Below are 24,242 nucleotides of genomic sequence, written 5' to 3'. Positions count from 1 at the left end.
AAGTCCAGATATTAAGACAAAACTCATAACTCCACCCCGCTGACCTCGACCTTTGTCCAACTTTTCCACACAAAAAAATCGAGTGATCTTCACCACAAAACCCGCAATTGTTCAACAAACCGGCATTGAAACGCCGAAAACCCGGTGCCGTACTGGCACCGGGTTTCACAGGTTAAAGGCGGTTCTTACTTGGAAGAATCCTGCTTCTCAGAGGAGGAAGAGGAAGAGCTTTCGCCCTCGCCCTTATCAGCCTCAGCCTGGGACGGCTTGCCAGAGGAGCCGTACATCAGGAACTCGCTGTCAGTTGCCTTACCAAGCTGGTAGGAGGAGGTCACTTCCTCCTTGCCGCAGGCACGCAGGACCTGGTCGACGATGAGCAGGCCGACAGTGATCGCGCCAAGAGCGCCGGCAGCCATGCCGAGCTGCTCGGTGTTCACGCCCTGGAACGCACCCTGGAGGTCAGCGGCGCGCTGCGCACGATCCTCGTTGTAGATGCCCAGGCCCTGCTGGATGCGGTTGTTCGCATCCTGGATAGCGCCGTTGATCTGCGCGGAGACACCCTCCAGGCCCGGGATCTGGACCTGAGACAGGATGCCGACCGGGATAGCCAGCAGCAGCGGAGCGGACAGGCCAACCAGGGAAGCAATGCACTTGCCGTCAAGCTCGCTGGAGGAGCCCTTCTCCTGGACCGTCGTGTTCTGCTGGGTGATGTTGATGATCACCTTTTCCTTGTCGTTGAGCTTGCCGTTCTCAACCGGAACCACCATGAGCTTGACGCCGCCGTCCAGGTGAGCACCCGGCAGGACATGCAGCTTGCCACCCTCGGAGACCTCAATCTCCTTGCCCGGCTCAAGGCGCTTCTTCTTGGAGCAATCATCGTTGTAGCAGACGTAGACTTCGACCGAGTTCTCGCCACCCTTGACGTTGATGTCAAAGCCCTTGTCGCGGGAACCATTAGCGTTGACGTCCGGCGGGGTAAGACCCTCAGCCGTACCCGGGATCTCCATCTCGACGAGGCGGACCGGGTTGCCCTCGGAATCACGCTCCTCGACAAGGATGGAACCAGACTTGTTCTCAGTCGGCTGGATGAACAGCTGACCCTTCGAGTCCGGCGCCGCGTTGGTGATCAGGTCCTTGCCGCGGACCACGTGCAGAGTGTTGCCCTTGCCCGGGATGATCTTGTCGTTGAAGTCGCGCTTGTAGACAACGCGCTCCTCAACGAACTTCAGCGGGGTCGGCTGCTCCACGATCTCGATCGTGTGGCGCTTGACCACCTTGTCGTTCTTGTCCACCTCGACGACGGTGACGGTCTTGCCGATGGAGTCCTTGCCCTTCGGAGTCAGGATCCACTTACCGGTCCTCTCGTCGATCTTGACGTTGACGTACTCCTCGCCCTCATCAACGCGAATCTCGTTCTTGTTGATGCGGGTGATGGTGAAGCTGCCGTCCTCGGTGAGCTTGAAGTTCTGCTCGCGGGACTCGGAGCTGCCGCCCTTGCCGTTTTCGCCCGGAACAACATCGATGTTGTAGATGACGTAGACGCCACGGTCGTTCTTGACCTTGAGCTGGGTCTTGCGCTCAGCGCCGTCCTTCGGCGTGACGATGATGGTGTTGCCATCCTTCTTCACGTCAACCAGGGACTCGTCGGTGACTTCATACTCGGAACCCTCAGGAATGGTGAGGGTCAGCTTAGAGGTCGGGTTGAGGGTGATGTTCTCCTCGCGCGGGGTCGAAGGAGTGACATCGATGATCCAACGCTGGAACGGCAGATCGCGGGAGTTCAGGTTCTCAATGATGACCTGGCCCTCAGCGCCTTCCTTGAAGTAGACCTTGCCGTCCTCAATGCGGTCAATGAGGTGCTCGCCCTTGACAATGCGCTGGTTCTTCACCGAGATGTTGAGCTCATCCTTGGACTCAGCTTCCAAGGTGCGTTCCTGAACGTCACCCTTGGTGACGTTGAGGGTCCACTCGGCGATGGTCTTGCCGTTCGGTGACTTCTCAGCGACGACAATCTCGCCAACGAAGCCCGGGTTCGGCATTACGCGGAACTTGCCGTCCTCAGTCTTGATCAGGGTGGCGTTGTCCTTGCCCTCAATGATTTCGAAGGTGTTGCCCTCGTTACCCGGCTTGAATTCGGCGGTGTTGCGGTCGACGATATCCTGCGTGAACTTCGGAACCTCGTACTCGGTGGCATCCTTCGGCTTCGCCACGATGGTGTAGACGCCGACCAAGATGCGGCCGTCCTTGGCGTTCTCGTCCGGAGCGTACAGGTTAAAGATGCCGGTGCCGTTGTTTTCGTTGTGGATCTTAAAGCCGTTATCGGTCGGCTTGATGTCCCAGTTGTCTTCGTTGCCGCCGGTCTGGATCAGCTTCCAGCCGTCGCCGGAGGTCTTGACGTCGACATCCGTGCCTTCTTCGATGAGGTGGGTCTCAACGTCGACCAGGACGTTGACGCCCGGCTTGATGTCCAGGGTGTAGGTGTGAGACTTGCCCTCGGCGTCCACAGCCTTGAGCACAACCTTGCCCTCGGCGTTCGGCTTCGGGGTGATGATCCAGAAGCCGTCGCGCTTCTCGATGGACTCGATGAGGTCCTCGCCGGAGACAATCTCCGGCTTGTTCTCAACGTTTTCAATCTCCAGCTTGTAGGAGTTGGCGTTACCGATAACGCGGGTCTGCGTGTACTTGTCGGAGGTGGCGTCGATGTTGAACTCGTAGACGTTCTTGTTGCCCGTCTTCTCGCCCTTGTCGTTCTTCTCAAACACCTCGATCTTGACGTTGCCCTTGAGCACGCCGTCGTTGATCTTGACGTTGAGCTTGCCGTCCTTCTCCTCGGTGGTGACCAGGCCCTTGCCCTCGACGATCTCGTAGTCCCAGCCTGCCGGGATGTCGATGTTCTGGTTCACACCGGAAACGCCCACGTTGAAGTAGTGGTTGTTCACGGTGACCTCGCCGGTGGTCTCCACGGTGGTGGAATCGTTGACCACGTCGATGACGTACTCGTGGCGGTTGCCCTCGTTGTCCACGACAACGATGCGAACCTTGCCGCGGCCTTCCTTCTTCGGGGTGATCTTGAGGATGGCGGTGCCGTCCTCGCGGACCTCCTTGGTCACCTCGACCAGGCCGTTGGAATCGTCGACGAAGTCGATGTCCCAGGAGCCGAGGTTCTTGACCTCGATCTCCTCGGTCTTCTCGCCGGTGCGGAAGTCGAAGGCGTAGTCGTAGTGGCGGAAGTAGCGCTCGACCTCCTTGGTGGTGGTCTTCTCTTCGCGCTGGGTGCTGGTGACAGTGGTAGCCACGTACTTCGTCTCCGGCGCAGCGGTGACGGTAGCGGTGGAGGTCACGGCCGGCTTGGTCTCCGTAACCGTCTCAACCTTCGGCTCAAGGGTGCGGGTGGCGTACTCGGTCTGCTTCGCGCCGGTGACGGTGGTCGTCGGGGTGACGGTCTTGGTCTCGGTGACGTACTCCGGCTCGCCCACGACGGTCTGGGTCACGGTCCGGGCCGGGGCGGTCTTGGTGATGGTGACGTCCGGTGCGGACTCCTTCTTGGTCTCAGTGACGGTGGAGACCTCCGGGCGGCGGGTGGTGGTGACCGTCTTCTCCGCCTGGGTGACGGTGGCGATCTCTTCCTGCACCGGCTGGACGTACTGCGTCTTGGTCACCGTCGGCTGGACGGTTTCTTCCTTGATGTAGTCCGGGGAGCCGACCTCAACCGTCTTGGTCACGGTCGGGCGCTCGGTGACAGTCTTGGTCGTGGCCGGTGCGGTCACCCACTCGGTCTTGACCGTCTGGCCTTCCTTGACGCCCGGCTCGAAGCCCTCGAGGCCCGGCTGCGCAATGGTGATGATGCGCTGGTTGGTCGGCTCCTTGGACAGGTCCTCGTACACGTTGTAGGAACGCGGCAGCAGGATGGTGACGTACTCGCCATCCTTCACGTTCAGGCGGGAAGAAGCAGCGTCGTCCAGAGCCAGGTAGTAGTTGGCCTGGCCGCTCTGCTCGAAGTAGCTCTTGCGCACCTCGAAGCCGGTCCACTGCAGGAACTGCTGCGCGGAGATCGGCTTCACGCCCGGAACCTGGACGTTGCGGGAACCGGCAACCCAGCCGCGCAGGAGGTTCAGGGTCTCCTTGTTGTTGGACAGCAGCGCCTGCAGTGCCACGTTCTTGGACATTGCGTCGGCGTTCTTGCCCTGCTTCACGTCCGTGAGCATGAGCTTGGTCAGGTTAATGGCGGCGCGCTCAATGTCCTCGTCGATCTTGAGGTTGCCACCCATGTCGCCGTTAAAGCCGTAGAAGCCGGAGGTGCCGTCGAGCTTGCGCACCTCATATGCAGTGTTGGTGCGCGGGACATCGAGGTGGCGGTCGATGCACCAGCCCGGGCCGAGCGGGGTCCAGTACTGGCCCGAGTCCCGGTTCCACTCCTGCTTCAGGTTGTAGTCGACAGCGACCTGCTCAACGGAGGAGTCGAGGGCGGAGTACTGGCTAGTAATACGCGAGTCTGCGTCTGCGGCGGGAGCGACAACGGCTGCACCACCGAATGCAACTGCACCGGAGACCAGGGGGGCCATGATGCGCTTTTTCAGGTTTGCGTTATGCAACGTCATAGTCCTTCAACGTCTAGGGAGATATTCGAAGCAGCCTGGAGAGTTCCTGAACACGGACCCCAAAACTGACAGACCCCTATTCAATCGCAATGAACCGACGAAAAGAAGTCCTTAACCCCACTGAAAGCCATAAAAGTCCAGATATTAAGACAAAACTCATAACTCCACCCCGCTGACCTCGACCTTTGTCCAACTTTTCCACACAAAAAAATCGAGTGATCTTCACCACAAAACCCGCAATTGTTCAACAAACCGACGGTCAGCGGTCCAGCGGGCCCGAACTTCTGTCGCCGCGGACCCGCTTGAGCACATTCTCAGCGGAAATCAAACACATGGGCACGCCCACCCCCGGCGTCGTGGTCGCTCCAGCGTACATCAGCGACTCCACCTTCCGGCTTGTGTTGGACCCGCGCAAGAACGCGGACTGCCGCAGCGTGTGCGCGGGCCCGATGGACCCGCCGGACCAGGCGTTGTAGCGCTCGGCAAAGTCCGCAGGCCCGAGCGTTTGCTTTACGACGATCCTCCGGCCCAGCCCCGCAACCCCACACCGTGACGCAATCTGCTCGATCGCCGCGTCCGCGATCCGCTGCACCTGCTCCGAGGCTTCGCCGCGGTACATGTCGCCGTGGCCCACCGACGGATCCGCGGGCACCGGCACCAGCACGAACAGGTTCTCGTGGCCGGCAGGCGCCACAGACGGATCCGTCGCCGACGGCTTGGACACGTAGATGGACTGCGACGCGCCCAGTGGGCGGCTAGCAACCGGTCCATTAAATACAGCATCGAAGTCGTCGGACCAGTCGTCGCTGAACAGGAAGTTGTGGTGGGCCAGCCCCGGGATTTCGCCTTCGACGCCCAGCATGACCAGCACCGTGCCCAGGCCGGGGTCGCGCGGGGCGAACCAAGACTCGTCGTAGGTGCGCTTACTCTTCGGCAGCAGGCGGGTTTCGGTGTGGTGGAGGTCCGCGGCGGAGATGGTGAGGTCGGCGGGGAGCCTTTGGCCGTCGATAAGCATTACGCCCCTGTCCTCGATGGCCGCGACCTCGGAGTTGAAACGGAACCGCGCGCCGTGTTCGACGGCGAGCGCGTAGAGCGCGTCCATGACCGCGGCGAAACCGCCCTGCGGATACAGCACGCCCTGGGTCAGGTCGGTGTGGCTGAGCAGGTGATACATGCTTGGCGTGCGGCTCGGGTGCGAGGAGAGGAACACCGACGGGTACGTGAGCATCTGGCGCAGGCGCGTGTCCGTGAAGCGCTTGGCCACGAACCTGTCCAAGGGTTCGGTGAGGTAGCGCGCGAGGCGGGCGTACTGGCCGCGGATGCGCTTCAGGGGCTCGAACGAGCGGAAGTTGGTGTACAGGAAGTTCTGAATGGCCAGGTCGTAGGTTTCCTCTGCGCTGTCCAGGTATTCCAGCAGCTTCGCACCGGCGCCGGGTTCGAGCTGCTCGAAGAGCTTGGCGGCGTTGTCGCGGCCGGAGTGGACGTCGATGGGCTCGCCGGTCTCCGGGAAGAGGCGGTACGCGGGGACGAGCGGCTTCAGGTTGAGAAGGTCCTCGGTGCGCTTGCCGAAAAGCCCGAAGAAGTGCTCGAACGCGTCCGGCATGAGGTACCAGCTCGGGCCGGTGTCGAAACGGAACCCGTCGATGGTCTCGTTGCCGGCGCGGCCGCCGTGGATGGGCAGCTTCTCCACCACGGTGGTGTCGATGCCCTCCCGGGCGAGCAGCGCGGCAGTGGCCATGCCGGCCACGCCGGCGCCGATCACGATGGCTGACTTCGGTTGCTCGTTCATGGCTTCCTCGAATTCGCGAGCGCTTTTGCTGTGAGCGCTACTTTGAGGTGGTTGGGCACGCGGACGCGGGTGGTCTGCAGCTCGGCTGCCGGGGTGGCGGCGATGCGGGCGTTGAGCTCCCGAAACAGCGCCTCGGCGGCAGCCACTCCCCCGCGGGCCGCTGGCGGCAGCAGCGGGATGACCGTGTGGGCGCGGTCGAGTTCGTCGGCGATTTGGCTGGTGAGGGAGGACTTTAGATCGTCGTCAAGCGGGGCGTTAAAGTACGCGCGGCCGAGTGCGCGGCTGTCCTCCCCGAGGTCGCGCAGGAAGTTGACCTTCTGAAACGCGCTGCCGAGCGCGCGGGCGCCCTCCTCCAGCTCGCGGCGGTGCGGGGTGTCGCGGCCGCGCAAGAAAATGTCCAGGCACATCAGGCCGATCACCTCAGCGCTGCCATATATATAGGTATCCAGCTGTTGCGGAGTAAATTCCGTCTGCGTCAGATCCGCGCGCATGGAGGCGAAAAAGGCCTGTATATGCTCGGGATTCAGGTGGCACTCGCGGTAGGTGCGAGCCCACGCATGCAGCACCGGATCCGTTTGGAAGCGGTGGGCCGGGGCGTGCAGCACCTGCTCCTCATACAGGTCGAGTGCGGTTTCCGGGCACTCGTTGGCCTGGGTGGTGGTGCCGTCCACGATCTCGTCTGCGATGCGCACCACCGCGTACAGGTTCCGGATGTGGGTGCGCTCCGGCTTCGGCAGCGTGCGCACCGCCAGGGAAAAACTCGTGGAATACTGCGCGATCACCTGCGCCGCCGCCTTGTCCGCCATGGCGTCGAAGCGGGAGAGGTAGGTGTTCACGCCTTGGCAGCTTACCGTGGGGGTGCAACGGGATTGGTCGCACACGGATTCTCACTTTCGCACTTTGTCTACCTGCGGTTTCGAAGTTTGATTCGTAGTGTGGGGACGGAACGTGTGAATTACGTGCGCCGATAGGTAGTACTACGCTGCCCCTGGCCACCGAGCATGACCACATGGGCGTGTTCTAACAAAGGCTCCAACGCGTAACGCAACTGCGCCGGCGACAACCCCGTGGTGGCCTGGAGTTCCTTGAGTGTGACAGCGCCGGCGGGCGGAATCGCCTCGTAAACAGCAGGAACATTCTTTCCAAGTGCGGCGAGACTGTCGGTCGGATCGGCGAGCTCCCGGTGCTGTCCCGTGGACTGCCCGGGCAAGGAGAACACCCCGTCCGACTCCACGATGGCGCCAGCGCCTACAAGTTTTCGCAGCATGTTTCTGCAGGACTGCGCTCCAAGTGGCGAGTAGCGCTGCGTTATTGCTTGGAAAGAGGCGGCTCCATGATTCTGCAGCTCTACAAGCAAATCCTCTTCTGTCGGCGTGAAATGTTCGCCAATGCTTTGCAACCCTTCCAGCCAGGAGTTTTGCTCTTCCGTGAAACGCGAACCGCGTGGGAAGAGCACTTTGAACTCCACGCCGTTGTCAATGAAACGCGGCTTTGGCAGGCGAGCTTCCCGCGTCGCAGCCAAGATTTCCTGGATGCCGCCGCCCTCGCCTTCGATGACGCGCTCACCATCTTCTGTTCGGAGGTAGCGCGCTATCTCGTACAGCCTCTTGTTCACCGGCGATTTTGTCAGAGCGGGGCTCTCTAGCTGTGACACAGACAGTCCGCGCAGCCCACCCGGGCTGACCACGATGAGCATCCGCTCCGTGATGCGAATTTCAACCTTCTTGCCCACATCCACCGAAGGACCCAAGTCCCGGTGCACCAGGGCATTCGCCAACACCTCGCGGATCGCACTGGGAGGAAACTCTGGTTCGTCCACCAGGTGCCCGCTGCTCGTGTACCGGCTGACGGTGTCTGAATTCTGCCGAATCCACTCCATAGCCTCCGTCAGCATCACCGGCAAAGGCCCTTCTATCTCTGTGAGATTCCTGTTCCGGCCCACGCCCTCACCGCGGGAAAGGCGCACCGCAGCCGTGGCGCCGAGTGCCGGCTCAACAGACTGTGGCAAGTACCCCAGTGCGTACAGGCCGCCGAAGCGGACGTTGCCCTCACTGTCGGTGACGTTGGTGACCTGCAGCAGCTGAGCATCGTCGTCGATTTTGGAGATGCGAGAGCGAGAGCCCCGCACAGCCTTCAAAAACCCCGTGAGCACCTCATTGTCCAGGACTCCAGCATCAGTTCCCGGCACGGACTCGAAATCGAAGTGCGACTGCTGCCTTTCGGCCAGCGCCGAGAGCTCCAGCATCTTCAGGTCGTTGGAGTTCATCACGTAATCGCCGTCTGCCTGCCGCAGATACGGTTTGCCGTCGTAGTTCGCAGGCTTCTCGGAGGGCAACAGTGGCGTGACTTCAACGACCACCACGTTCTTCCCCTCCAAGGACAGGTGCGTGAACTCCAACTGTGGCGCGGGTTTGACCGCCGCCCGGTTCACGCTGGTCACCTTCTTTTCCATCTGCGCTGGGTGGTCAACCCCGGTGACCTCAAAGCCCCTGCGCTCGCTCACCCCGAGGAGAATTGCGCCCGATTGCGGCATGTTGGCAAACGCGCACAGCGTTTCCCCAATGCTTTCTGGGACTCCCCCACCTGCGGTTTTGCACTCAACCAGCGTGGTGTCATCTCCAAACGCACGCAACTGGGAGAGCGTCTCGCGCAACTGCCCCTCAGTCCAAGTCATGGTTGTGAGTGTATTCTCACTTTCGCACTTTGTCTACCTGCGGTTTCACAGTTTGATTCGCAGTATGAGGGCGGAAAGTGTGAAAGTGCTGCCACGGAGCAACCGTCGCAAAGCAAAAAGCTCCCTCCGCAACCGGAGGGAGCAATCTGTGGAGCATAGGAGAATCGAACTCCTGACATCCTGCTTGCAAAGCAGGTGCTCTACCAACTGAGCTAATGCCCCGCGTACCCAAGGGTACCGTGGGCCTAGCAAGAATCGAACTTGCGACCTCATCGTTATCAGCGATGCGCTCTAACCGACTGAGCTATAGGCCCTTGGAACGAATAGGAATATTACAGAGCACCCATAACAGCTCCAAATCGCCAGCGTACGGCCCATAAAAGAGGCATTTGCTTATCGACGTTCCACCCTCCCGGTAAGCAGGGGTAACAGGCGGGGGTAGGAGCGGCGGAAAATGGTGAACAATCCGGGCTGTCCTGGGGTTTTGTGCGTCTTTGCTGGTGAGCGGGTTGTTCTCCGGTTCGGGGGGTGCTTTGGCAGGGGCTGATTGGTGAACAATCCGCGCCCGTGCGGGCCCGCAAACGTTGAACAATCCGAACCAAGTGTTGAACGATCTTACCCCGGTTTACCTGCGCAAACTCCTTGCATAAAATCATGGACATCGAAGCAGCCCATGTCCACCACAACGCAAAATGGAGCAACGAGATGCGCGCACAGACCAAGGCCCTCGCCGCCGCACTTGCAGCAGCACTCGCCTTCACCGGCCTCCAGCCGGCCGCAGCCGCGGATGCCTCCGCACTCGTTGACCTCGAGGAAGCCGAATACGCCATCGACTCCGACAACGACGGCCTCCCCGACGACTGGGAAACCGAGGGCGTCGTGCTTCACGACGGCACCGAGCTCGCCCTCCCCGACTGGGGCGTCGACCCCAACCGGCCCGACCTGTTCATCCAGCTCAACTGGATGGAAGAGCACAACGGCAAGTCCTTCGCGCCGTCCGCGGAGGCGCTGCTGGACATCGTCAAGCTTTTCGACGACCACGGCATCGCCCTCCACATCGACGCCGGCGAGACCTACACCAACATCCCCAACTACACCGAGTTCCACGGCGGCGAGACCGTGGCCTACTCGCAGTACTACTTCGCCGACCAGATCACCGGCGTGCGCCTGCTCCAGGACATCGACACCTACCTCGGCGACCGCTCCAACGCCTTCCGCCTGGGCATCATCGGCGACCAGATCGACCGCGGCGACTACACCACCGGCGTCGCCCTCGTCGGCGACAGCGCCTTCTTCGTGGCCAACAACGACCAGATCGACACCGACGAGCAGCTCCGCAACGCCATCCTCCACGAGTTCGGCCACACCCTCGGCCTGCGCCACAACGGATCCGCGGACATCACCCGCAAGCTGCCGCGCACCCAGGCCACCCCGGCAGAATACCTCTCCGTGATGAACTACGACCACGAGTTCACCCACTTCAACTACTCCGAGGAGGGCTACACCGCCGAAGGCCCCAACGGGCCCGTCGAGGTGCCCGCCGACTGGGACTCCCTGGTCCTGGACACCCCGCGCATCGGCCACGACGCCCTCGAGCTCGGCGCCCGCACCGTCTCCCACGGCGCAGCGCCGGCGGTTGCGGCTTCACAGGCGCAGGCTTCTCAGGCGGCCACGGCCACGCCCGCTAAAGACTCGCCCGCCGAGGCCGCTCCGGCCAAGGCCGCAGACGTGAACGTCGCCGCGATCGTCGGCTCCGTGGTTGCGGCCCTGGCCGTCCTGGGCATCGCGGGTGCAGGTTTCGCCGCCATGAACGGCCTGCTCCCCTTCTAGCCCAACGCCCCGGTTCCGCCGGGGCTTTTTTCGTGGGTGCTGGCCAATAGTTGGGGTCGCCGGGGTTGTCCGCAATGCGGAGTCCGCGAGCGATGAAGGCGGGAATGGCGAAGTCGATACCTTGAGGTCGATAGTTGCAGGTCAGGGCCTTTCGACGAAAAGCCGCCGGAACAGGGCTCAAACCTGTGACCAGGAACTATCGACATCGAGGTATCGACATGGGGTTTTGAGGGGCCCGCCCCGGAGACCAGCCCCTACTTCGCCCGGTTGGACATGGTGAAGTTGATGCCGCCGACCAGGTCCGCGATGGCGTTGTACATGATCACCGTCAGCGGGGCCATGATCACCTGGAACAGGAAGCCCACCAGGCCGAACAGGCCCGCGGCGGACATGGCCAGTTTCATGTCCACCACCTGGTCGCCGCCGACGCCTCCGATCAGCGAATTCACTGAATCCACCACCCCGGCGCGCTCCAGCCCGTAGTAGACCAGCAGGCAGGCGGCCATCCAGGCGATGAAGCCCAGAAAGGCCAGCAGCGTTGCCACTTTGAAGGTGGAGCCAGCGCCGATGTGGCGCACGGTCACTTTGCGGACGGCCACGGGCTACTCCTTGTCCTCGCCTGCGCTGGCGGAGCTGTCGTCGCTAAGCGCTTGCTCGAGGGTCTTCTGCCCGGTGGCGACTGCGGTGGCTTCCTCCTCGCCTTCGTCCTCGACGTTGCGGTCGATGGCGAGCAGCTCGACGCCGTCGGCGAGGTCCACCAGGCGCACGCCCATGGTCGCGCGCGAGGACGGGCGGATCTGGTCGACCTCGGTGCGGATCACGCCGCCGGCGGAGGTGATGGCGAAGATCTGGTCGTCCTCCGCGACAGAGAGCGCGCCGATGAGTTTGCCGCGCTTCGGGCTGTACTTGAAGGTCATCACGCCCATGCCGCCGCGGCCCTGCGCGTTGTACTCCTCGATGGCGGTGCGCTTGCCGTAGCCGCCGGAGGTGGCCACGAGCAGGTATTCGCCGTCCTTGGCCACGGTCATGGCGAGCAGCTGGTCGTCGCCCTTGAAGCGCATGCCTTTCACGCCGGCGGTGGCGCGGCCCATCGGGCGCAGCTGCTCGTCGTCGGCGGAGAAGCGGATGGACTGGCCCTGTTCGGACACCAGCAGCAGGTCGTCGTCCTCGCCGACAAGGGAGGCGCCGATGAGCGCGTCGCCTTCGTTGAGGTTGATGGCGATCAGGCCGGCGGAGCGAGCGGACTCGTAGTCGGTGAGGCGGGACTTCTTCACGCGGCCGTCGCGGGTGGCCAGGACCAGGTACGGGGCGTCCTCGTAGGTCTGGATCTGGATGATCTGGGCGATCTTCTCCTCCGGCTGGAACTCCAGCAGGTTGGCCACGTGCTGGCCGCGGGCGGTGCGGCCCGCCTCCGGCAGCTCGTAGGCCTTGAGGCGGTAGACGCGGCCGAAGTTGGTGAAGAACAGGATCCAGTCGTGGGTGGAGCAGATGAAGAAGTTCTTCACCACGTCGTCCTGCTTCAGCTCGGCGCCGCGCACGCCCTTGCCGCCGCGCTTCTGGCTCTTGTAGGCGTCGACCTTGGTGCGCTTGGCGTAGCCGGTGGAGGTGATGGTGACCACCACGTTTTCGCGGGCGATGAGGTCTTCTTCGGTGACGTCGCCGGTGGCGGCGACGATGCGGGTGCGGCGCTCATCGCCATACTTATCGACGATCTCCTTGAGCTCGTCGCCGACAATTGCACGCTGGCGCTCCGGCTTGGCCAGGATGTCCTTGTAGTCCGCGATCTGTTCTTCGATGGCGGCCAGGTCGTCGATGATCTTCTGGCGCTCCAGGGCCGCCAGGCGGCGCAGCTGCATAGCCAGGATCTCGTTGGCCTGGATCTCGTCGACGTCGAGCAGGTTGATCAGGCCCTGGCGGGCGTCGTCCACGGTCGGCGAGCGGCGGATCAGGGCGATGACCTCGTCCAGCATGTCCAGCGCCTTAACCAGGCCACGGAGGATGTGGGCGCGCTTTTCGGCCTCGTCCAGGCGGTACTGGGTGCGGCGGACGATGACTTCGATCTGGTGCTTGACGTAGAAGCGCAGCATCTGGTCCAGGCGCAGGGTGCGCGGGACGCCGTCGACAATGCTGAGCATGTTGGCGGAGAAGTTCGTCTCCAGCGCCGAGTGCTTGTACAGGTTGTTCAGCACCACGCGCGGCACAGCGTCGCGCTTCAGCGTGACGACGATGCGCATGCCCACGCGGTCGGAGGACTCGTCCTCAATCTTGGAGATGCCCACCATCTTGCCGGCGGTGACCTGCTCGGCGATGTTGTGGATGAAGTTGTCCGGGTTGACCTGGTAGGGCAGCTCGGTGATCGTGATGACCTGGCGGTTGCCAATCTCCTCGATCTCGGTCACGCCGCGCATGCGGATGGAGCCGCGGCCGGTGGTGTAGGCGTCCTTGATGCCCTGGTCGCCCACGATCAGCCCTGCCGTGGGGAAGTCCGGTCCCTTCACGCGCTCCATCACGGCGTCGAGGGTTTCCTTCTCCTCGGCGTCGTGGTTGTCCAGGATCCAGTAGATCGCCTCCGCCAGCTCGTTCAGGTTGTGCGGCGGGATGTTGGTGGCCATGCCGACGGCGATGCCGTTGGAGCCGTTCATCAAAAGGTTCGGCACGCGCGACGGCAGGACGGTCGGCTCCTGGGTCTTGGAGTCGAAGTTGGGGGCGAAGTCCACGGAGTTTTCGCGGATGTCGCGGACCATCTCCATGGCGATCGGGGTGAGCTTGCACTCCGTGTAACGCATGGCGGCCGGGCCGTCGTTGCCCGGCGAGCCGAAGTTGCCCTGGCCGTCCACGAGCGGGTAGCGCATCGCCCACGGCTGCGCCATGCGCACCAGGGTGTCGTAGATGGCGATGTCGCCGTGCGGGTGGTAGTTACTCATGGTCTCGCCGACGGCCTTCACGCTCTTGACGTAGGAGCGCTCGGGGCGGAAACCGGCGTCGTACATCGCGTAGATCACGCGGCGGTGCACCGGCTTCATGCCGTCGCGCACCTCGGGGAGCGCGCGGCCCACGATCACGCTCATGGCGTAATCGATGTAGCTGGTCTGCATCTCCTCGTTGATGTCGATTGGTTGAATGCGGTCCAAACCGCCAGTGGTGTCATCAGCCATGTGAATGAGTCTAGCGGGCTTCTCCGGGTTCTCCCGGTTGCGACGTGGTATCAAAGTGGTATGGCTATGACGCTCCGCTTGACCGCAGACGAGGACAAGGCGCTCGTGTTACTCGCGTCCGCATGGGGGTGCTCGAAGCAGGAGGCCGCGCGCCGTGCGGTGGTCACCGCAGCATCGCGATTGCTTGACGACGCCCACGTCACCGACCTCGCCCGCACCCTCGTCCCCTCCTACGCCAGTATGGAATCCCGGATCCGTCAGGCCCGGTCATGAGGGGTTTTTCCGGCGAGCAGCTCTTGGCCGTCGCCGACGAGTACTGCGCCTTCCACGGCTGCCACGTCCGTTCGTTTGCCTCCCTGGCGGCCTGCGCCGCGGTGCCTGGCGCCCGGCTCCACGGCGTGCCGGTGTTCGACTCGGTGGAGGCGGCCGCTGCGGCGCTGGCCGAGACCATCCGGGCACTCGAGCCTCTGTCCGGGTCCAACACCGGATTCTCGGACGTCGCCGGCGAGGTGTACCGGCGCTGGGCTGAGTGAGGATTTGTAAAAGTCGGCCGATCGGGGTGCGCCGATGTCGATACCTGCAGGTCGCGCCTAGGCGCTTCGCCGAGTTTTACACAATCAGATGAAGCCGTCCCGCCGAAGTAGGTCTTCCGTCACCGCCGGGATTGAACACAGCGTGCCGGTGGCGAAGCGCAGCGGACGGATCTGCAACAACTGGAGTTCGATGTTGATCTCGGCATCCTTGACCCGCTGCTGCTTTGTCCAATGGTGGATGCCGTCGTACATGAACCCATAGCGGGGCTCCAGAAGTACGGCGTCCAGGGTGGTGACAAGCCTGTTTCCTCGGCGTACCGGCAACTGCTCCCGGAAAGTGAGGCCGTGTTTGTCCGCGAGCCTCTTCAGTATCAGGCGCATCTCTGTTTCTTTCGGGGAGTCTGCCAGGGCGCTTGAGGTGCTGATGACGGAGGCTAACCATCGGTCGTCGATAAGCTTGTGGCCTGCAAGAATCAGCGACTCTGGAGAGATGGCAAGAAACCGACGGACGCCGTCCACGAGCTGCACGGCCCTGACAAAGACAGGGTCGTCCTCGACCGTTTCGACCTCCCACACAGCTTCACCACGGCGGATCGCCTTCAGCGCCTGGATAGTCGCCAAAGGGGGTGTGGCCAGCTGCACCACCTCGCCGTTGAAGAACACCCGCCAAACGTCTTGGGGTTTGGGGCTGCCGCGAACCATCCCCGGCCTTGTGCTGGTGCCCAGGACTTTTCGGCCGACCTTGGGGTTGATCAGAACGGTGTCGCACGTATCAACCAAGGTTGGAAGGCCGTACAGCGCCAGCGCCCCGAAACCGGAGAGCGTTGTCCCCGGGTGAGACAGTGCGTGCGCGGCGGCGCGGCAACTCGCAGGCACACGGTAGACCACGCGCCTGGGATGGGAAAACGCTGCCGCTGTGGCAATGGGGCCCGGAATGAGCATGTCTGTTGGCACGGAAAAATGCTGGTTGACGGGGTGTGTCGGCATCCCAGGCAGAGGGTCCCGCATGATCGCGTGCCCAAATGTGATGTTCATACCGTTGTAAAGGCCCATGCCTTTTGGACGGTGAAAATGGCGGTTTGGATCCCTGGATGGGGAAAGTTTTCGCCAGTTTTGCAAAAGTCGGCGAGCGACCCTCCCCCGACCAGGCATTATGTACCTGACCGCCCGGAGAACGGACGAGTTTTACAAAAATCCCCCGGTACAAGGCCCGTACGAACCCCCACCGCCTAACATGTTCTCCATGAAGAAAACTGTCGCGGCGCTGGCGGCCGCCGCCCTGCTCGCCGCCCCCTCCCCTGCGTTTGCGCAGGACACCGCCATTTCGCAGCTGTCCTCGACGAGTTCGAAGGGTTCGTCCAAGCCGAACTACTACCCGGACTACGACAAGGACGTGACCGCGCCCGAGAAGCGCCCGCTGGAGGGGTCCTACACGGGTTCGGCGCCGATTTCGCTGGCGATCGCGCTGGCCGCGACGGCGGTGACTGTGCAGCTCATCGTGGATTTTGTGCCGCAGGCGCGCGAGGCGGTGGACAACCTGGCGGAGCAGTTTAATCTGACGCAGGTGCCGGGTTCGTCGGAAGGCAACCGCCTGATTCCTGCGAAGGAGATCACGGCGTTTGTGCAGTCCTACGCGGACCAGTACCTCCCCCAGCGTTAGCTCCGCCACATAGCCTGTGTTACGGTTGTGCCCGTTGTGGTTGCAGTGAACCCATGAGAGCCATGTGACTAATGTGGCAAGAGAGGTGCTGCGGTGGAAGAGCTGCAACCGAAAACGGCCGGTCCCGCACCGGCCGTTTTTCCCGTTAAACTGGCCGGCATGACTGATCTTTCCCAGCTGCTCGACGCAGCCAAGCGCCCCCAGGTCGTCCAGGAGATCACCTCCCTGGTCGACGACACCGTTGCCCGCCAGTCCGGCCTCACCGGCATGGCCCTGAAGTCCGCCGTCGCCGCGGGCAAGAAGGCCGACGCCGACGCAATCTCCAAGGGCGTGAACAAGTTCCTCCCGCAGATCGTGGACGAGCTGAACCCGCACTGGTCCGATTACAAGAACAGTGGCGAGCAGGACTTCGGCCAGTTCTTGGCGGGCCGTGAGGATGACGTCGTCAAGGCAATGCTCGACGCAGGCGACAAGCAGGCGGATTCCATGCCCGGCGCCATCAAGAAGGTGTACTCGACCCTGCGCGGCAAGGCCGCGAAGATCGTGGGGCCGTCGTTGCCGCAGCTCGGCGAGATCGTGGAGCGTTTTGCTTAACGACGTCTAAAGTCGCCAACGCCCCAGCGAAACCATTCGCCGGGGCGTTGATTTTTTGGGCGCTTACACGTCCAGGAAGCGCACGTCCTTGGCCTTGCGGGTGATGAAGCTGCGGCGGGCCGCAACGTCGTCCCCCATGAGGATGGAGAACAGCTCGTCGGCGCGTTGGGCGTCCTCGATATCCACGCGGCGCAGAATGCGGGTCTCCGGGTCGAGCGTGGTCTCCCACAGCTCCTTGGCGTTCATCTCGCCGAGGCCCTTGTAGCGCTGGATGCCGTCGTCGGTGTTGATCTTGCGGCCGGCCTCCAGGCCCTCCGCCAGCAGCGCGTCGCGCTCGCGGTCGGAGAAGGCGTAGCCCGGCTCGCCCTTGCCCCACTTCAGCTTGTACAGCGGCGGGTTAGCCAGGTAGACGTGGCCGTTTTCCACCAGCTCCGGCATGAATCGGAACAGCAGGGTCAAGAGCAGGGTGGCGATGTGCTGGCCGTCCACATCCGCATCGGCCATGAGCACGATCTTGTGGTAGCGCAGCTTGGCGATGTCGAACTCGTCGTTAATGCCCGTGCCCAGCGCGGTGATGATGGCCTGGACCTCGGCGTTCTTCAGCACGCGGTCCATGCGGGCCTTCTCCACGTTCAGGATCTTGCCGCGCAGCGGAAGGATCGCCTGGTGCATGGAGTCGCGGCCGCCCTTGGCGGAGCCGCCTGCAGAGTCGCCCTCCACGATGAACAGCTCGGACTTGGACGGGTCCTTGGAACGGCAGTCCGCGAGCTTGCCCGGCAGGCCGCCCAGGTCGGTGGCGGACTTGCGGCGCACCAGGTCGCGGGCCTTGCGGGCCGCCTGGCGGGCCTGGGAGGAAGACACCGCCTTGTTCACGATGACCTTGGCCTCGGCTGGATTGGCGTCGAACCAGTCAGAGATGTTCTCGTTCACCGCGCGCTGGACAAAGCCCTTGACCTCGGTGTTGCCCAGCTTGGTCTTAGTCTGGCCCTCAAACTGCGGGTCGGCCACGCGCACGGAGACGACGGCGGCGAGGCCCTCGCGGCAGTCGTCGCCAGTAAGGTTGGGCTCCTTGTCCTTGAGCAGCTTGTGGTCGCGCGCGTAGCGGTTCATCAAGCTGGTCAGCGCGGCGCGGAAGCCCTCCTCGTGGGTGCCGCCCTCGTGGGTGTTAATCGTGTTGGCGAAGGTGTGCACGGACTCCTTGAAGGAGCCGTTCCACTGCATCGCCACCTCGGCCTCCAGGCCGTCGCCCTTCTGGTCGAAGCCGATGATGGTCGGGTGGATGGCCGTCTTCGACTTGTTCAGGTGCTTGACGTAGTCGACCAGGCCGTCCGGGTAGTAGAAGGTGACCTTCTTCTCGCGCTTCTTCTTCACGTCCGGCGCGACTTCGTCGCCCGGCTCCACCGTGTCGCCGTCGCCGTCCTGGTCCACCTCGGACGCGTCGACGGTCTCGGTGGTGTCGTCGAACGAGTCGCCGTCGATAGCCGCTGCGGTGTCGCCCTCCTCAGCGATCGCCTCGAGCTCCAACTCCTCGTCCGTGACGCGCTGGTCCGTCAGCGTGATGGTCAGGCCCTTGTTCAGGAAGGCCATCTCCTGCAGGCGGCGCGAGATGGTGTCGTAGTTGAAATCGACGGTCTCGAAGATCTCCGCGTCCGGCCAGAACCGGATGGTGGTGCCGGTGCCGCGGGCGTTGCCGCCCTCTTCCAGCTTCTCCGGCACGGCCATCTCAAACTTCTGGTACCAGTGCTTGCCGTCGCGCTTGATGTCCGCCTCGACGCGGGTGGATAGCGCGTTGACCACGGAAATACCCACACCGTGCAGGCCGCCGGAGACCGCGTAGGACTCCGAGTCGAACTTGCCGCCGGCGTGCAGCTGGGTCATGACCACCTGCACCGTCGGGGCGCCGGACGGGTGCATCTCCACCGGGATGCCGCGGCCGTTGTCCACGACCTCGACGCCGCCGTCCTCCAGCAGGGTGACGTCGACGCGGTCGGCGTAGCCCGCCATCGCCTCATCGACCGAGTTGTCCACGACCTCCCACACCAGGTGGTGCAGGCCGCGCACACCGGTCGAGCCGATGTACATGCCCGGGCGCTTGCGCACCGCCTCGAGGCCTTCGAGGATGGTGATCGATGACGCGTCGTAATGGGGTTGCTGCTCTGCCACTTTCGGGAAGCTCCTCCATGCGTGAATGTGGGCCGAATGTGTAATTCAGGCCCGTTGAACCTGTCCCATATTACACGGTGAGGGGGCCATAACGGGGAGGTGTCCAACGCGCGAGAGGGCGTTTCACGCGCGTTTTTCGCCCACCCCTACCCGTACGTGTCTCGCGGGCCGCGGCCCTTCACGTGCAGGGGCCCGTAGCGCCAGCTCTTCGTCTTCGGCCCGTACACGTGCAGCTTGGTCACCACGTCCGGACCGACCTTCGCCGCAATCGCCGCGAGCACTTCGCGCTGCATGTACTTCATCTGCGTGGCCCAGGCGGTGGAGTCGCAGCTGACGTGCACTTCGCCGCCCTTGATCATCTCCACGCGCGTGTGCTGGCCGATCTTCTCGCCCACCAGCTCGGCCCAGTGCCCCATGACCCAGCCGTGCGCCATCTTCTCGGTCCAGTCGCGCTTGCGGATTTCAGTGCCCAGCAGGTTGGAAAAGGAGGAAACTCTGTAGCTGCGCGGCAATGCGCGCCCGTCCAGGCCCGTGGGGATGCCCCGCACATTTGCTTTACGACGATCCTCCGGCACGTCTAATCCCGGCACCGTGATGCCCGCCTTTGGTCCGTCGTGAAGCGATGGCTTATTGCGCCTGGGGATGGTGCTGGTGCCCTGGCGGGAGAGGTCCGGCAGGGGGCGGCCGCGTTTGCGCGCGGTGGCGCGGACTGTGTCGAAGCTGCGCTTAATCAGATCGCTCACTGGCGCTCACCCCGTCCTGCATGGTCACGGCGTAGCGCGCGGCGACGGCGTCGTCGAGGTTGCCGGGCAGGTCGTCGCCCACCGCGGCGGTGACCAGCACCTGCTCCGCGTCGGCGGCGACGTGCACGAGGCGCTCGCGACGCTTGGCGTCGAGCTCGGCGAAGACGTCGTCGAGGATCAGCACCGGGTCGGTGCCGTCGCTGGCCAAAAGCTGGTATTCGGCGAGGTGCAGCGCCAGCGCGTAGGACCAGGTTTCGCCGTGGGAGGCGTAGCCCTTCGCGGGTTGGTCGCCGAGCATGAGCGCCAGGTCGTCGCGGTGGGGACCCACGAGGGTGGCGCCGCGGTCGATCTCGTCCCTGCGGCGACGCCCCAGCTCAGCGAGCATGGCGGCCTCGAACACCGCCGGGTCCCGTGTCGGCCCGCCGTTGAGCTCGGTCACCGCCCGGTCGAGCGTGGAGCTGTACGCCACCGACGCGGGGCGCGACTCCGGGGCGACGGACTGGTAGGCCTCGGTGATGCGCTCGGCGAGCTCGTCGACGAGGCTGAGCCTTCCCGCCACCACCTGCGCGCCAAGTGCGGCGAGCTGGCCGTCCCACACGTCCAGGGTGGAAAGCGCGCTGGCGCCGTCCTCGTCCTGGTAGCCGCGCCGCAGCGCCATGTTCGAGCTCTTCAGCAGCGCGTTTCGCTGCCGTAGCACCTTCTCGTAGTCCGCGCGGGCGCCGCCGAGGCGGGGTGTTCTGAGTGCCGCGAGGTCGTCCAGGAACTTGCGGCGCTCCGCCGGCTCGCCCGTGATCAGGCGCAGATCCTCCGGGGAGAACATCACCACCCGCAGCACGCCCAACAGCTCGCGGGCGGACTTTAGCCGGGTGCGGTTGATCTGGGCCTGGTTCGCGCCGTGCGCCTTGATCAGCAGGTGCGTGGTCAGCGCCCGGCCGTCGTTGACGGTGGTGGCGGACACGCGTGCGTTTTCGGCGCCGGCGTGGATCAGCGGAGCATCCGTCGATACGCGATGGCTCGACAGCTTCGACGAATAGTGGACCGCCTCCACAATGTTGGTTTTGCCGTGGCCGTTGCGGCCCGCGAAAACGGTCACGCCCGGCTCAAGCTTGAGATTCAGCTCGGGCCACGAGCGGAAATCACGCAGATCGAGCTCGCGGACGTGCATGGGCTAGCCCGGCAGGCGAACCGGCATGAGCAGGTAAGTGAAGTGCGTGTCCGGGGTCGGGAACGTGCCGTCCTCGCCGCGCTCCGGCAGCTCCTCCGGCTGCGGGATCATGATCGCCGGGCGGGAGGCCTCCGTGAAGCCGAACACGACGCGGTCGGTGCCGATGACCGACAGGCCGTCGCGAAGATAGCCCGCGTTGAACGCGATGAGCAGCTCATCCACGCCGGTGAACGCGGCCTGCAGCGTCTCCTGGGCCGCGCCCGAATCCGCGCCGGAGGAGAAGAGCGTGAGCTCGCCCTCCTTGAAGTGCATGCGCAGCTGGGCGTTGCGGTCCGCGACCAGGCTCACGCGGCGGATGGACTCCAGCAGCGGCGCGACTTCCACCGAGGCGATCGCCGTGTGCGTCTTCGGCAGCAGCGGCGCGACGTTCGGGAAATCCGCATCCAGCATGCGGGTGGTGGTTTCGCGGTTGCCGGTGTGCAGGCCGAACAGGCCGTCGCCGCCGATGTTGTCGGCCGCGCCCGCGGCGAGCTCCACCGGATCGTCGATGGACGTGTCCAGCGTGCGCGCGTTGTCCAGCAGCGTCTTCGCCGGGACGAGCAGGTCGGCCTTCACGTCCGGGCTGGTCGGCTCCCAGGTCAGGTGGCGCTGCGCAAGGCGGAAGCGGTCCGTGGCGGTGAGGGTGACATTCTCGCCGTCGATCTCCATGTGGATGCCGGTGAGCATCGGCAGCGTGTCGTCGCGGCCGGCGGCGGAAGCCACCTGGGTCACCGCGCCTGTGAGCGCCGCCGGGGAGATGCGGCCCGTGACCTCGGGCAGGTGCGGCAGCTGCGGGTAATCGTCCAGCGCGATCAGCGGCAGTTCGAAGCGGGAGGAACGCGCCTTCAGCGTCATCACCTTGGAGTCGGTGGAGACCTCGATGGCGTCGTTCGGCATGGTGCCCACGATGTCCGCCAGCAGCTTGCCGGCGACCGCGACGCGGCCCGGCTCGTTCACCTCGGCGCCGATGCGCACGCGGGTGGAGACCTCGTAGTCGAAGCCCGCGAACTCCAGGCCGTTGTCGTCGGCCGTAATCACAACCGCACGCAGCACCGGCTGCGTCGACTTGGTGGGCAGGCTGCGCGCGACCCACGCCGCGGCGTCCGCGAGCTCATCCTTATGGACGCGAAACGACACATTGTTGTCCATGACAGCGCAGTCTCCTTAGGCATTCTTGGCATTTTGGGCAGAGCCAGATCGGACACCACTCTACATTTGTGATTCGCCTGCGCGCACTCCGCCTATCGACGGCCCACCTCCCGGATCACCGCCGCCATTCAGGGCCGGGCCGGAGATTGCACACCCTCTCTTTCTCCAGATTGAATTACAAGAAGTAAAGAGGGGAACAACAGTAGGTGTTGGGGAAACTGTGGATTGGACTGGTTTTGCGCCGGTCGCACGGCGTGTCACCTGTGTGATTTGGGCTGTGGATAACTTGTGGATAAGTCGGGACCCCTGTGGATAGATTTTCGCGGTCTTTGAAATTACACAAACGGAACCGCGTTCTTCCACCAGTTATGCACATTCTGTCCCCAGCTTCCGGGTGTGTGACTCCGGTTACACTGTGATCCACTTGGCCAAACTACATCGGTGTAATTACACAGATGTGGATAGGGCTGTGGAGAGTGGTACGGAAGTGGTTTACCGGTGCCCCTCACCAGGCAGCACAACGACAGACCCTGGGATCCACAGCCTGGGATCGTGCGATTTTCGCGGGCGGGATCAAGCGGTTAATGCGCCACGTTTGAATATTTGCTCGAGTATTTCACGTGGTGTTGCTCCGCCGAGGACTTGTCGTGGTGTGTCGTTGAGTTCGTTTTGTACCCAGGCGACGTGCTCGGGGGTTACTTCGGCGAAGTCGGTGCCTTTCTTGTAGAACCGGCGGCGGATCTCACCGTTGGTGTTTTCGTTGGTGGGCCGCTGCCACGGCGAGTGCGGGTCGCAAAAGTACACCTCGCAGCCGTCTTTGATGCGCACACGTGCGGTTTCAGCCATTTCCACGCCTTGGTCCCAGGTGATGGTCTTGAGCTGTTCGGCGTTGAGGTCTTTGACCATCTGCTGGATCGTTTTAATCACTGTCATCGATGTGTGTTCGGTGGGCAGATGTCCAAGCAGGGTGTAGCGGCTGGTGCGCTCAACTAGGGTGATCAGCGCGCTTTTGCCGCCTTTGCCGATGACAAGATCGCCTTCCCAGTGCCCGGGGATTGCCCGGTCGTCGGCTTCTGGGCTGCGCTTGGTGATTTCAGCACCTTTGATCCACGGCTTGCCGGTGAGCAGACCTGCATTGCGGGGCCGGGTTTTTCGGCGTTTCCCGCCGCGGATGAGCACATCTTGGGTCTTCATCACCGCTTCAAGCTCGGCGCGCAGGCTGCCTTTGCCCTGGATGTATAAGGCGCTGTAGATCGCTTCGTGGGAAATACGCATGCTTTCATCATCGGCGAAAGCATGCTGAAGCCACACACTGATGCGCCCGGGTGACCACCGGCGGGCAAGACATTCCACCACCACAGCGCGAAGCACCGGGTTGTCATCAAGCTTGCGCACCTTCGGCCGGCACGCACGCGCCTGAGCACCCGTATGGGCACACCGGGCGTTGTAGAACACCTTGACCTCACCGCTGTCATCGTCGATGATTTCCCATCCGTTGCGGGCAATCTCCCGGCTGATCACGCTGTGGTGGCGCCCCAGAAGTGTGGCGATCTGTCTGGCTGACAATCCCTGGCTGCACCCATGTTGGATCGTCAGGCGGTCTTCAAACGACAGTTGGACCCCGCGGCCGACGTTCACACGGTCCTCGGCATGGTCGGCAGGCGCGCTACCTGCCTGTGTTTTCATTGGTGCTGGCACGGAATCAACTTTGCTGTGCGCAGGTGGTTTTACCGTGCAAGCCTCCGGCGTGTTGGCCGGCTGCACCCCATCACGGTTTCCGCCCGCTTTCTCCTGGCGTGCTTGCTGCACCCAGCGATACACCGAATTAGTCGACATGCCATATGCATCAGCAACGCGTTTCACCGGCTCACCATCCAACACCCGTGCGACCGCGTCTTCCTTTTGCTGCGGGGTGATGCGCGGCTTTTTCTGCAGTTCGGTCAGCACACCGACTTTCGCCAACCTCGGGTACAACACCCCTGGTGACGTGCCCAACGTCGCAGCCACATCCGGTACCGACATCCCTGACATCACCAACGCCACCGCATCGCCGATAAGTTGGTCGCGTGCACGCGCCAACGCCATCTTCGGCGAAAGCGCGCCAGCTTGCTTGACCCATTCATAAACCGTGGCCTCTGCCACTCCGGCAT

General features: G+C 63.4%; 17 protein-coding genes, 2 tRNA genes and 1 pseudogene. 5 read left to right on the top strand and 15 right to left on the bottom strand.

Features of this window, described 5'->3' with window-relative positions:
- Positions 1-185: 185 nt before the first annotated feature.
- The 6 genes from H0193_RS08625 to H0193_RS08600 all read right to left on the bottom strand — a co-directional run bounded on the left by H0193_RS08625 (position 186) and on the right by H0193_RS08600 (position 9,375).
- Positions 186-4,592, bottom strand: a complete 4,407-nt coding sequence (locus H0193_RS08625) for a hypothetical protein (protein ID WP_181889421.1) — start codon at positions 4,590-4,592, stop codon at positions 186-188.
- 265 nt (positions 4,593-4,857) lie between these two features.
- On the bottom strand, positions 4,858-6,387 hold the full coding sequence (gene crtI, locus H0193_RS08620; RefSeq protein WP_181889420.1) for a phytoene desaturase family protein: 1,530 nt from the start codon (positions 6,385-6,387) through the stop codon (positions 4,858-4,860).
- Positions 6,384-7,223: a phytoene/squalene synthase family protein gene (locus H0193_RS08615; protein ID WP_338026631.1), complete on the bottom strand. Its 840-nt coding sequence runs from the start codon at positions 7,221-7,223 to the stop codon at positions 6,384-6,386. The genes crtI and H0193_RS08615 overlap by 4 nt, the downstream gene beginning before the upstream one ends.
- A gap of 119 nt (positions 7,224-7,342) precedes the next feature.
- Positions 7,343-9,061: an ATP-binding protein gene (locus H0193_RS08610; RefSeq protein WP_181889419.1), complete on the bottom strand. Its 1,719-nt coding sequence runs from the start codon at positions 9,059-9,061 to the stop codon at positions 7,343-7,345.
- A 149-nt stretch (positions 9,062-9,210) separates the two neighbouring features.
- Positions 9,211-9,283: transfer RNA gene (locus H0193_RS08605), tRNA-Ala, on the bottom strand.
- Between the two features lie 18 nt (positions 9,284-9,301).
- Positions 9,302-9,375, bottom strand: a tRNA-Ile gene (locus H0193_RS08600).
- Positions 9,376-9,766: 391 nt separating this feature from the next.
- On the opposite strand from H0193_RS08600, the gene H0193_RS08595 reads away from it, so the two are divergent.
- Entirely contained in the window at positions 9,767-10,891 is a 1,125-nt protein-coding gene (locus H0193_RS08595) for a zinc-dependent metalloprotease (RefSeq protein ID WP_181889418.1), read from the top strand.
- A 254-nt stretch (positions 10,892-11,145) separates the two neighbouring features.
- Here H0193_RS08595 and H0193_RS08590 read toward each other — a convergent pair whose 3' ends face one another.
- Positions 11,146-11,490 (bottom strand): DUF3566 domain-containing protein, encoded by a 345-nt coding sequence (locus H0193_RS08590; protein WP_181889417.1) that lies wholly within the window; start codon positions 11,488-11,490, stop codon positions 11,146-11,148.
- 3 nt (positions 11,491-11,493) lie between these two features.
- Positions 11,494-14,046, bottom strand: a complete 2,553-nt coding sequence (gyrA, locus tag H0193_RS08585) for a DNA gyrase subunit A (protein WP_181889416.1) — start codon at positions 14,044-14,046, stop codon at positions 11,494-11,496.
- Positions 14,047-14,106: 60 nt separating this feature from the next.
- Between gyrA and H0193_RS08580 the strand changes: the two genes are divergently transcribed.
- Both H0193_RS08580 and H0193_RS08575 read left to right on the top strand, forming a co-directional pair.
- Entirely contained in the window at positions 14,107-14,319 is a 213-nt protein-coding gene (locus tag H0193_RS08580) for a CopG family transcriptional regulator (RefSeq protein ID WP_181889415.1), read from the top strand.
- A complete protein-coding gene (locus tag H0193_RS08575; RefSeq protein ID WP_181889414.1) occupies positions 14,316-14,579 on the top strand; it encodes a TetR family transcriptional regulator in 264 nt (87 codons plus the stop codon). The genes H0193_RS08580 and H0193_RS08575 overlap by 4 nt, the downstream gene beginning before the upstream one ends.
- Before the next feature lie 84 nt (positions 14,580-14,663).
- Here H0193_RS08575 and H0193_RS08570 read toward each other — a convergent pair whose 3' ends face one another.
- Positions 14,664-15,632 (bottom strand): hypothetical protein, encoded by a 969-nt coding sequence (locus tag H0193_RS08570; protein ID WP_181889413.1) that lies wholly within the window; start codon positions 15,630-15,632, stop codon positions 14,664-14,666.
- A gap of 190 nt (positions 15,633-15,822) precedes the next feature.
- Between H0193_RS08570 and H0193_RS08565 the strand changes: the two genes are divergently transcribed.
- Both H0193_RS08565 and H0193_RS08560 read left to right on the top strand, forming a co-directional pair.
- Positions 15,823-16,239, top strand: a complete 417-nt coding sequence (locus H0193_RS08565) for a hypothetical protein (RefSeq protein ID WP_181889412.1) — start codon at positions 15,823-15,825, stop codon at positions 16,237-16,239.
- A 159-nt stretch (positions 16,240-16,398) separates the two neighbouring features.
- Positions 16,399-16,833 (top strand): DUF6918 family protein, encoded by a 435-nt coding sequence (locus H0193_RS08560; RefSeq protein ID WP_181889411.1) that lies wholly within the window; start codon positions 16,399-16,401, stop codon positions 16,831-16,833.
- Between the two features lie 63 nt (positions 16,834-16,896).
- Here H0193_RS08560 and gyrB read toward each other — a convergent pair whose 3' ends face one another.
- From gyrB to H0193_RS12385, 6 genes and pseudogenes are all read right to left on the bottom strand, one after another.
- Complete coding sequence (gene gyrB, locus H0193_RS08555) at positions 16,897-18,996, bottom strand: DNA topoisomerase (ATP-hydrolyzing) subunit B (protein ID WP_181889410.1); 2,100 nt, start codon at positions 18,994-18,996, stop codon at positions 16,897-16,899.
- A gap of 146 nt (positions 18,997-19,142) precedes the next feature.
- The gene (locus tag H0193_RS08550; protein WP_181889409.1) at positions 19,143-19,739 is read right to left on the bottom strand and encodes a DciA family protein; all 597 of its coding nucleotides are present in this window, start codon (positions 19,737-19,739) and stop codon (positions 19,143-19,145) included.
- The gene (gene recF / locus H0193_RS08545; protein ID WP_181889408.1) at positions 19,723-20,904 is read right to left on the bottom strand and encodes a DNA replication/repair protein RecF; all 1,182 of its coding nucleotides are present in this window, start codon (positions 20,902-20,904) and stop codon (positions 19,723-19,725) included. Before recF ends, H0193_RS08550 begins: the two co-directional genes overlap by 17 nt.
- 3 nt (positions 20,905-20,907) lie before the next feature.
- Positions 20,908-22,092 carry a DNA polymerase III subunit beta gene (gene dnaN / locus H0193_RS08540; protein ID WP_181889407.1) on the bottom strand — a complete coding sequence of 395 codons (1,185 nt, stop codon included), beginning with the start codon at positions 22,090-22,092 and terminating at the stop codon, positions 20,908-20,910.
- A 573-nt stretch (positions 22,093-22,665) separates the two neighbouring features.
- Positions 22,666-23,778: an IS30 family transposase gene (locus H0193_RS08535; RefSeq protein ID WP_236883564.1), complete on the bottom strand. Its 1,113-nt coding sequence runs from the start codon at positions 23,776-23,778 to the stop codon at positions 22,666-22,668.
- Between the two features lie 105 nt (positions 23,779-23,883).
- Positions 23,884-24,114: pseudogene (locus H0193_RS12385) on the bottom strand (transposase); the annotation flags it as partial.
- Between the last annotated feature and the right edge of the window lie 128 nt (positions 24,115-24,242).

It is taken from the genome of Corynebacterium haematomassiliense (genome assembly GCF_013978595.1).
In the GTDB taxonomy this organism is placed as follows: domain Bacteria; phylum Actinomycetota; class Actinomycetes; order Mycobacteriales; family Mycobacteriaceae; genus Corynebacterium; species Corynebacterium lehmanniae.
The sequence above is the reverse complement of the archived record's forward strand: the minus strand, read 5'-3'. Positions and strand labels throughout refer to the sequence as shown.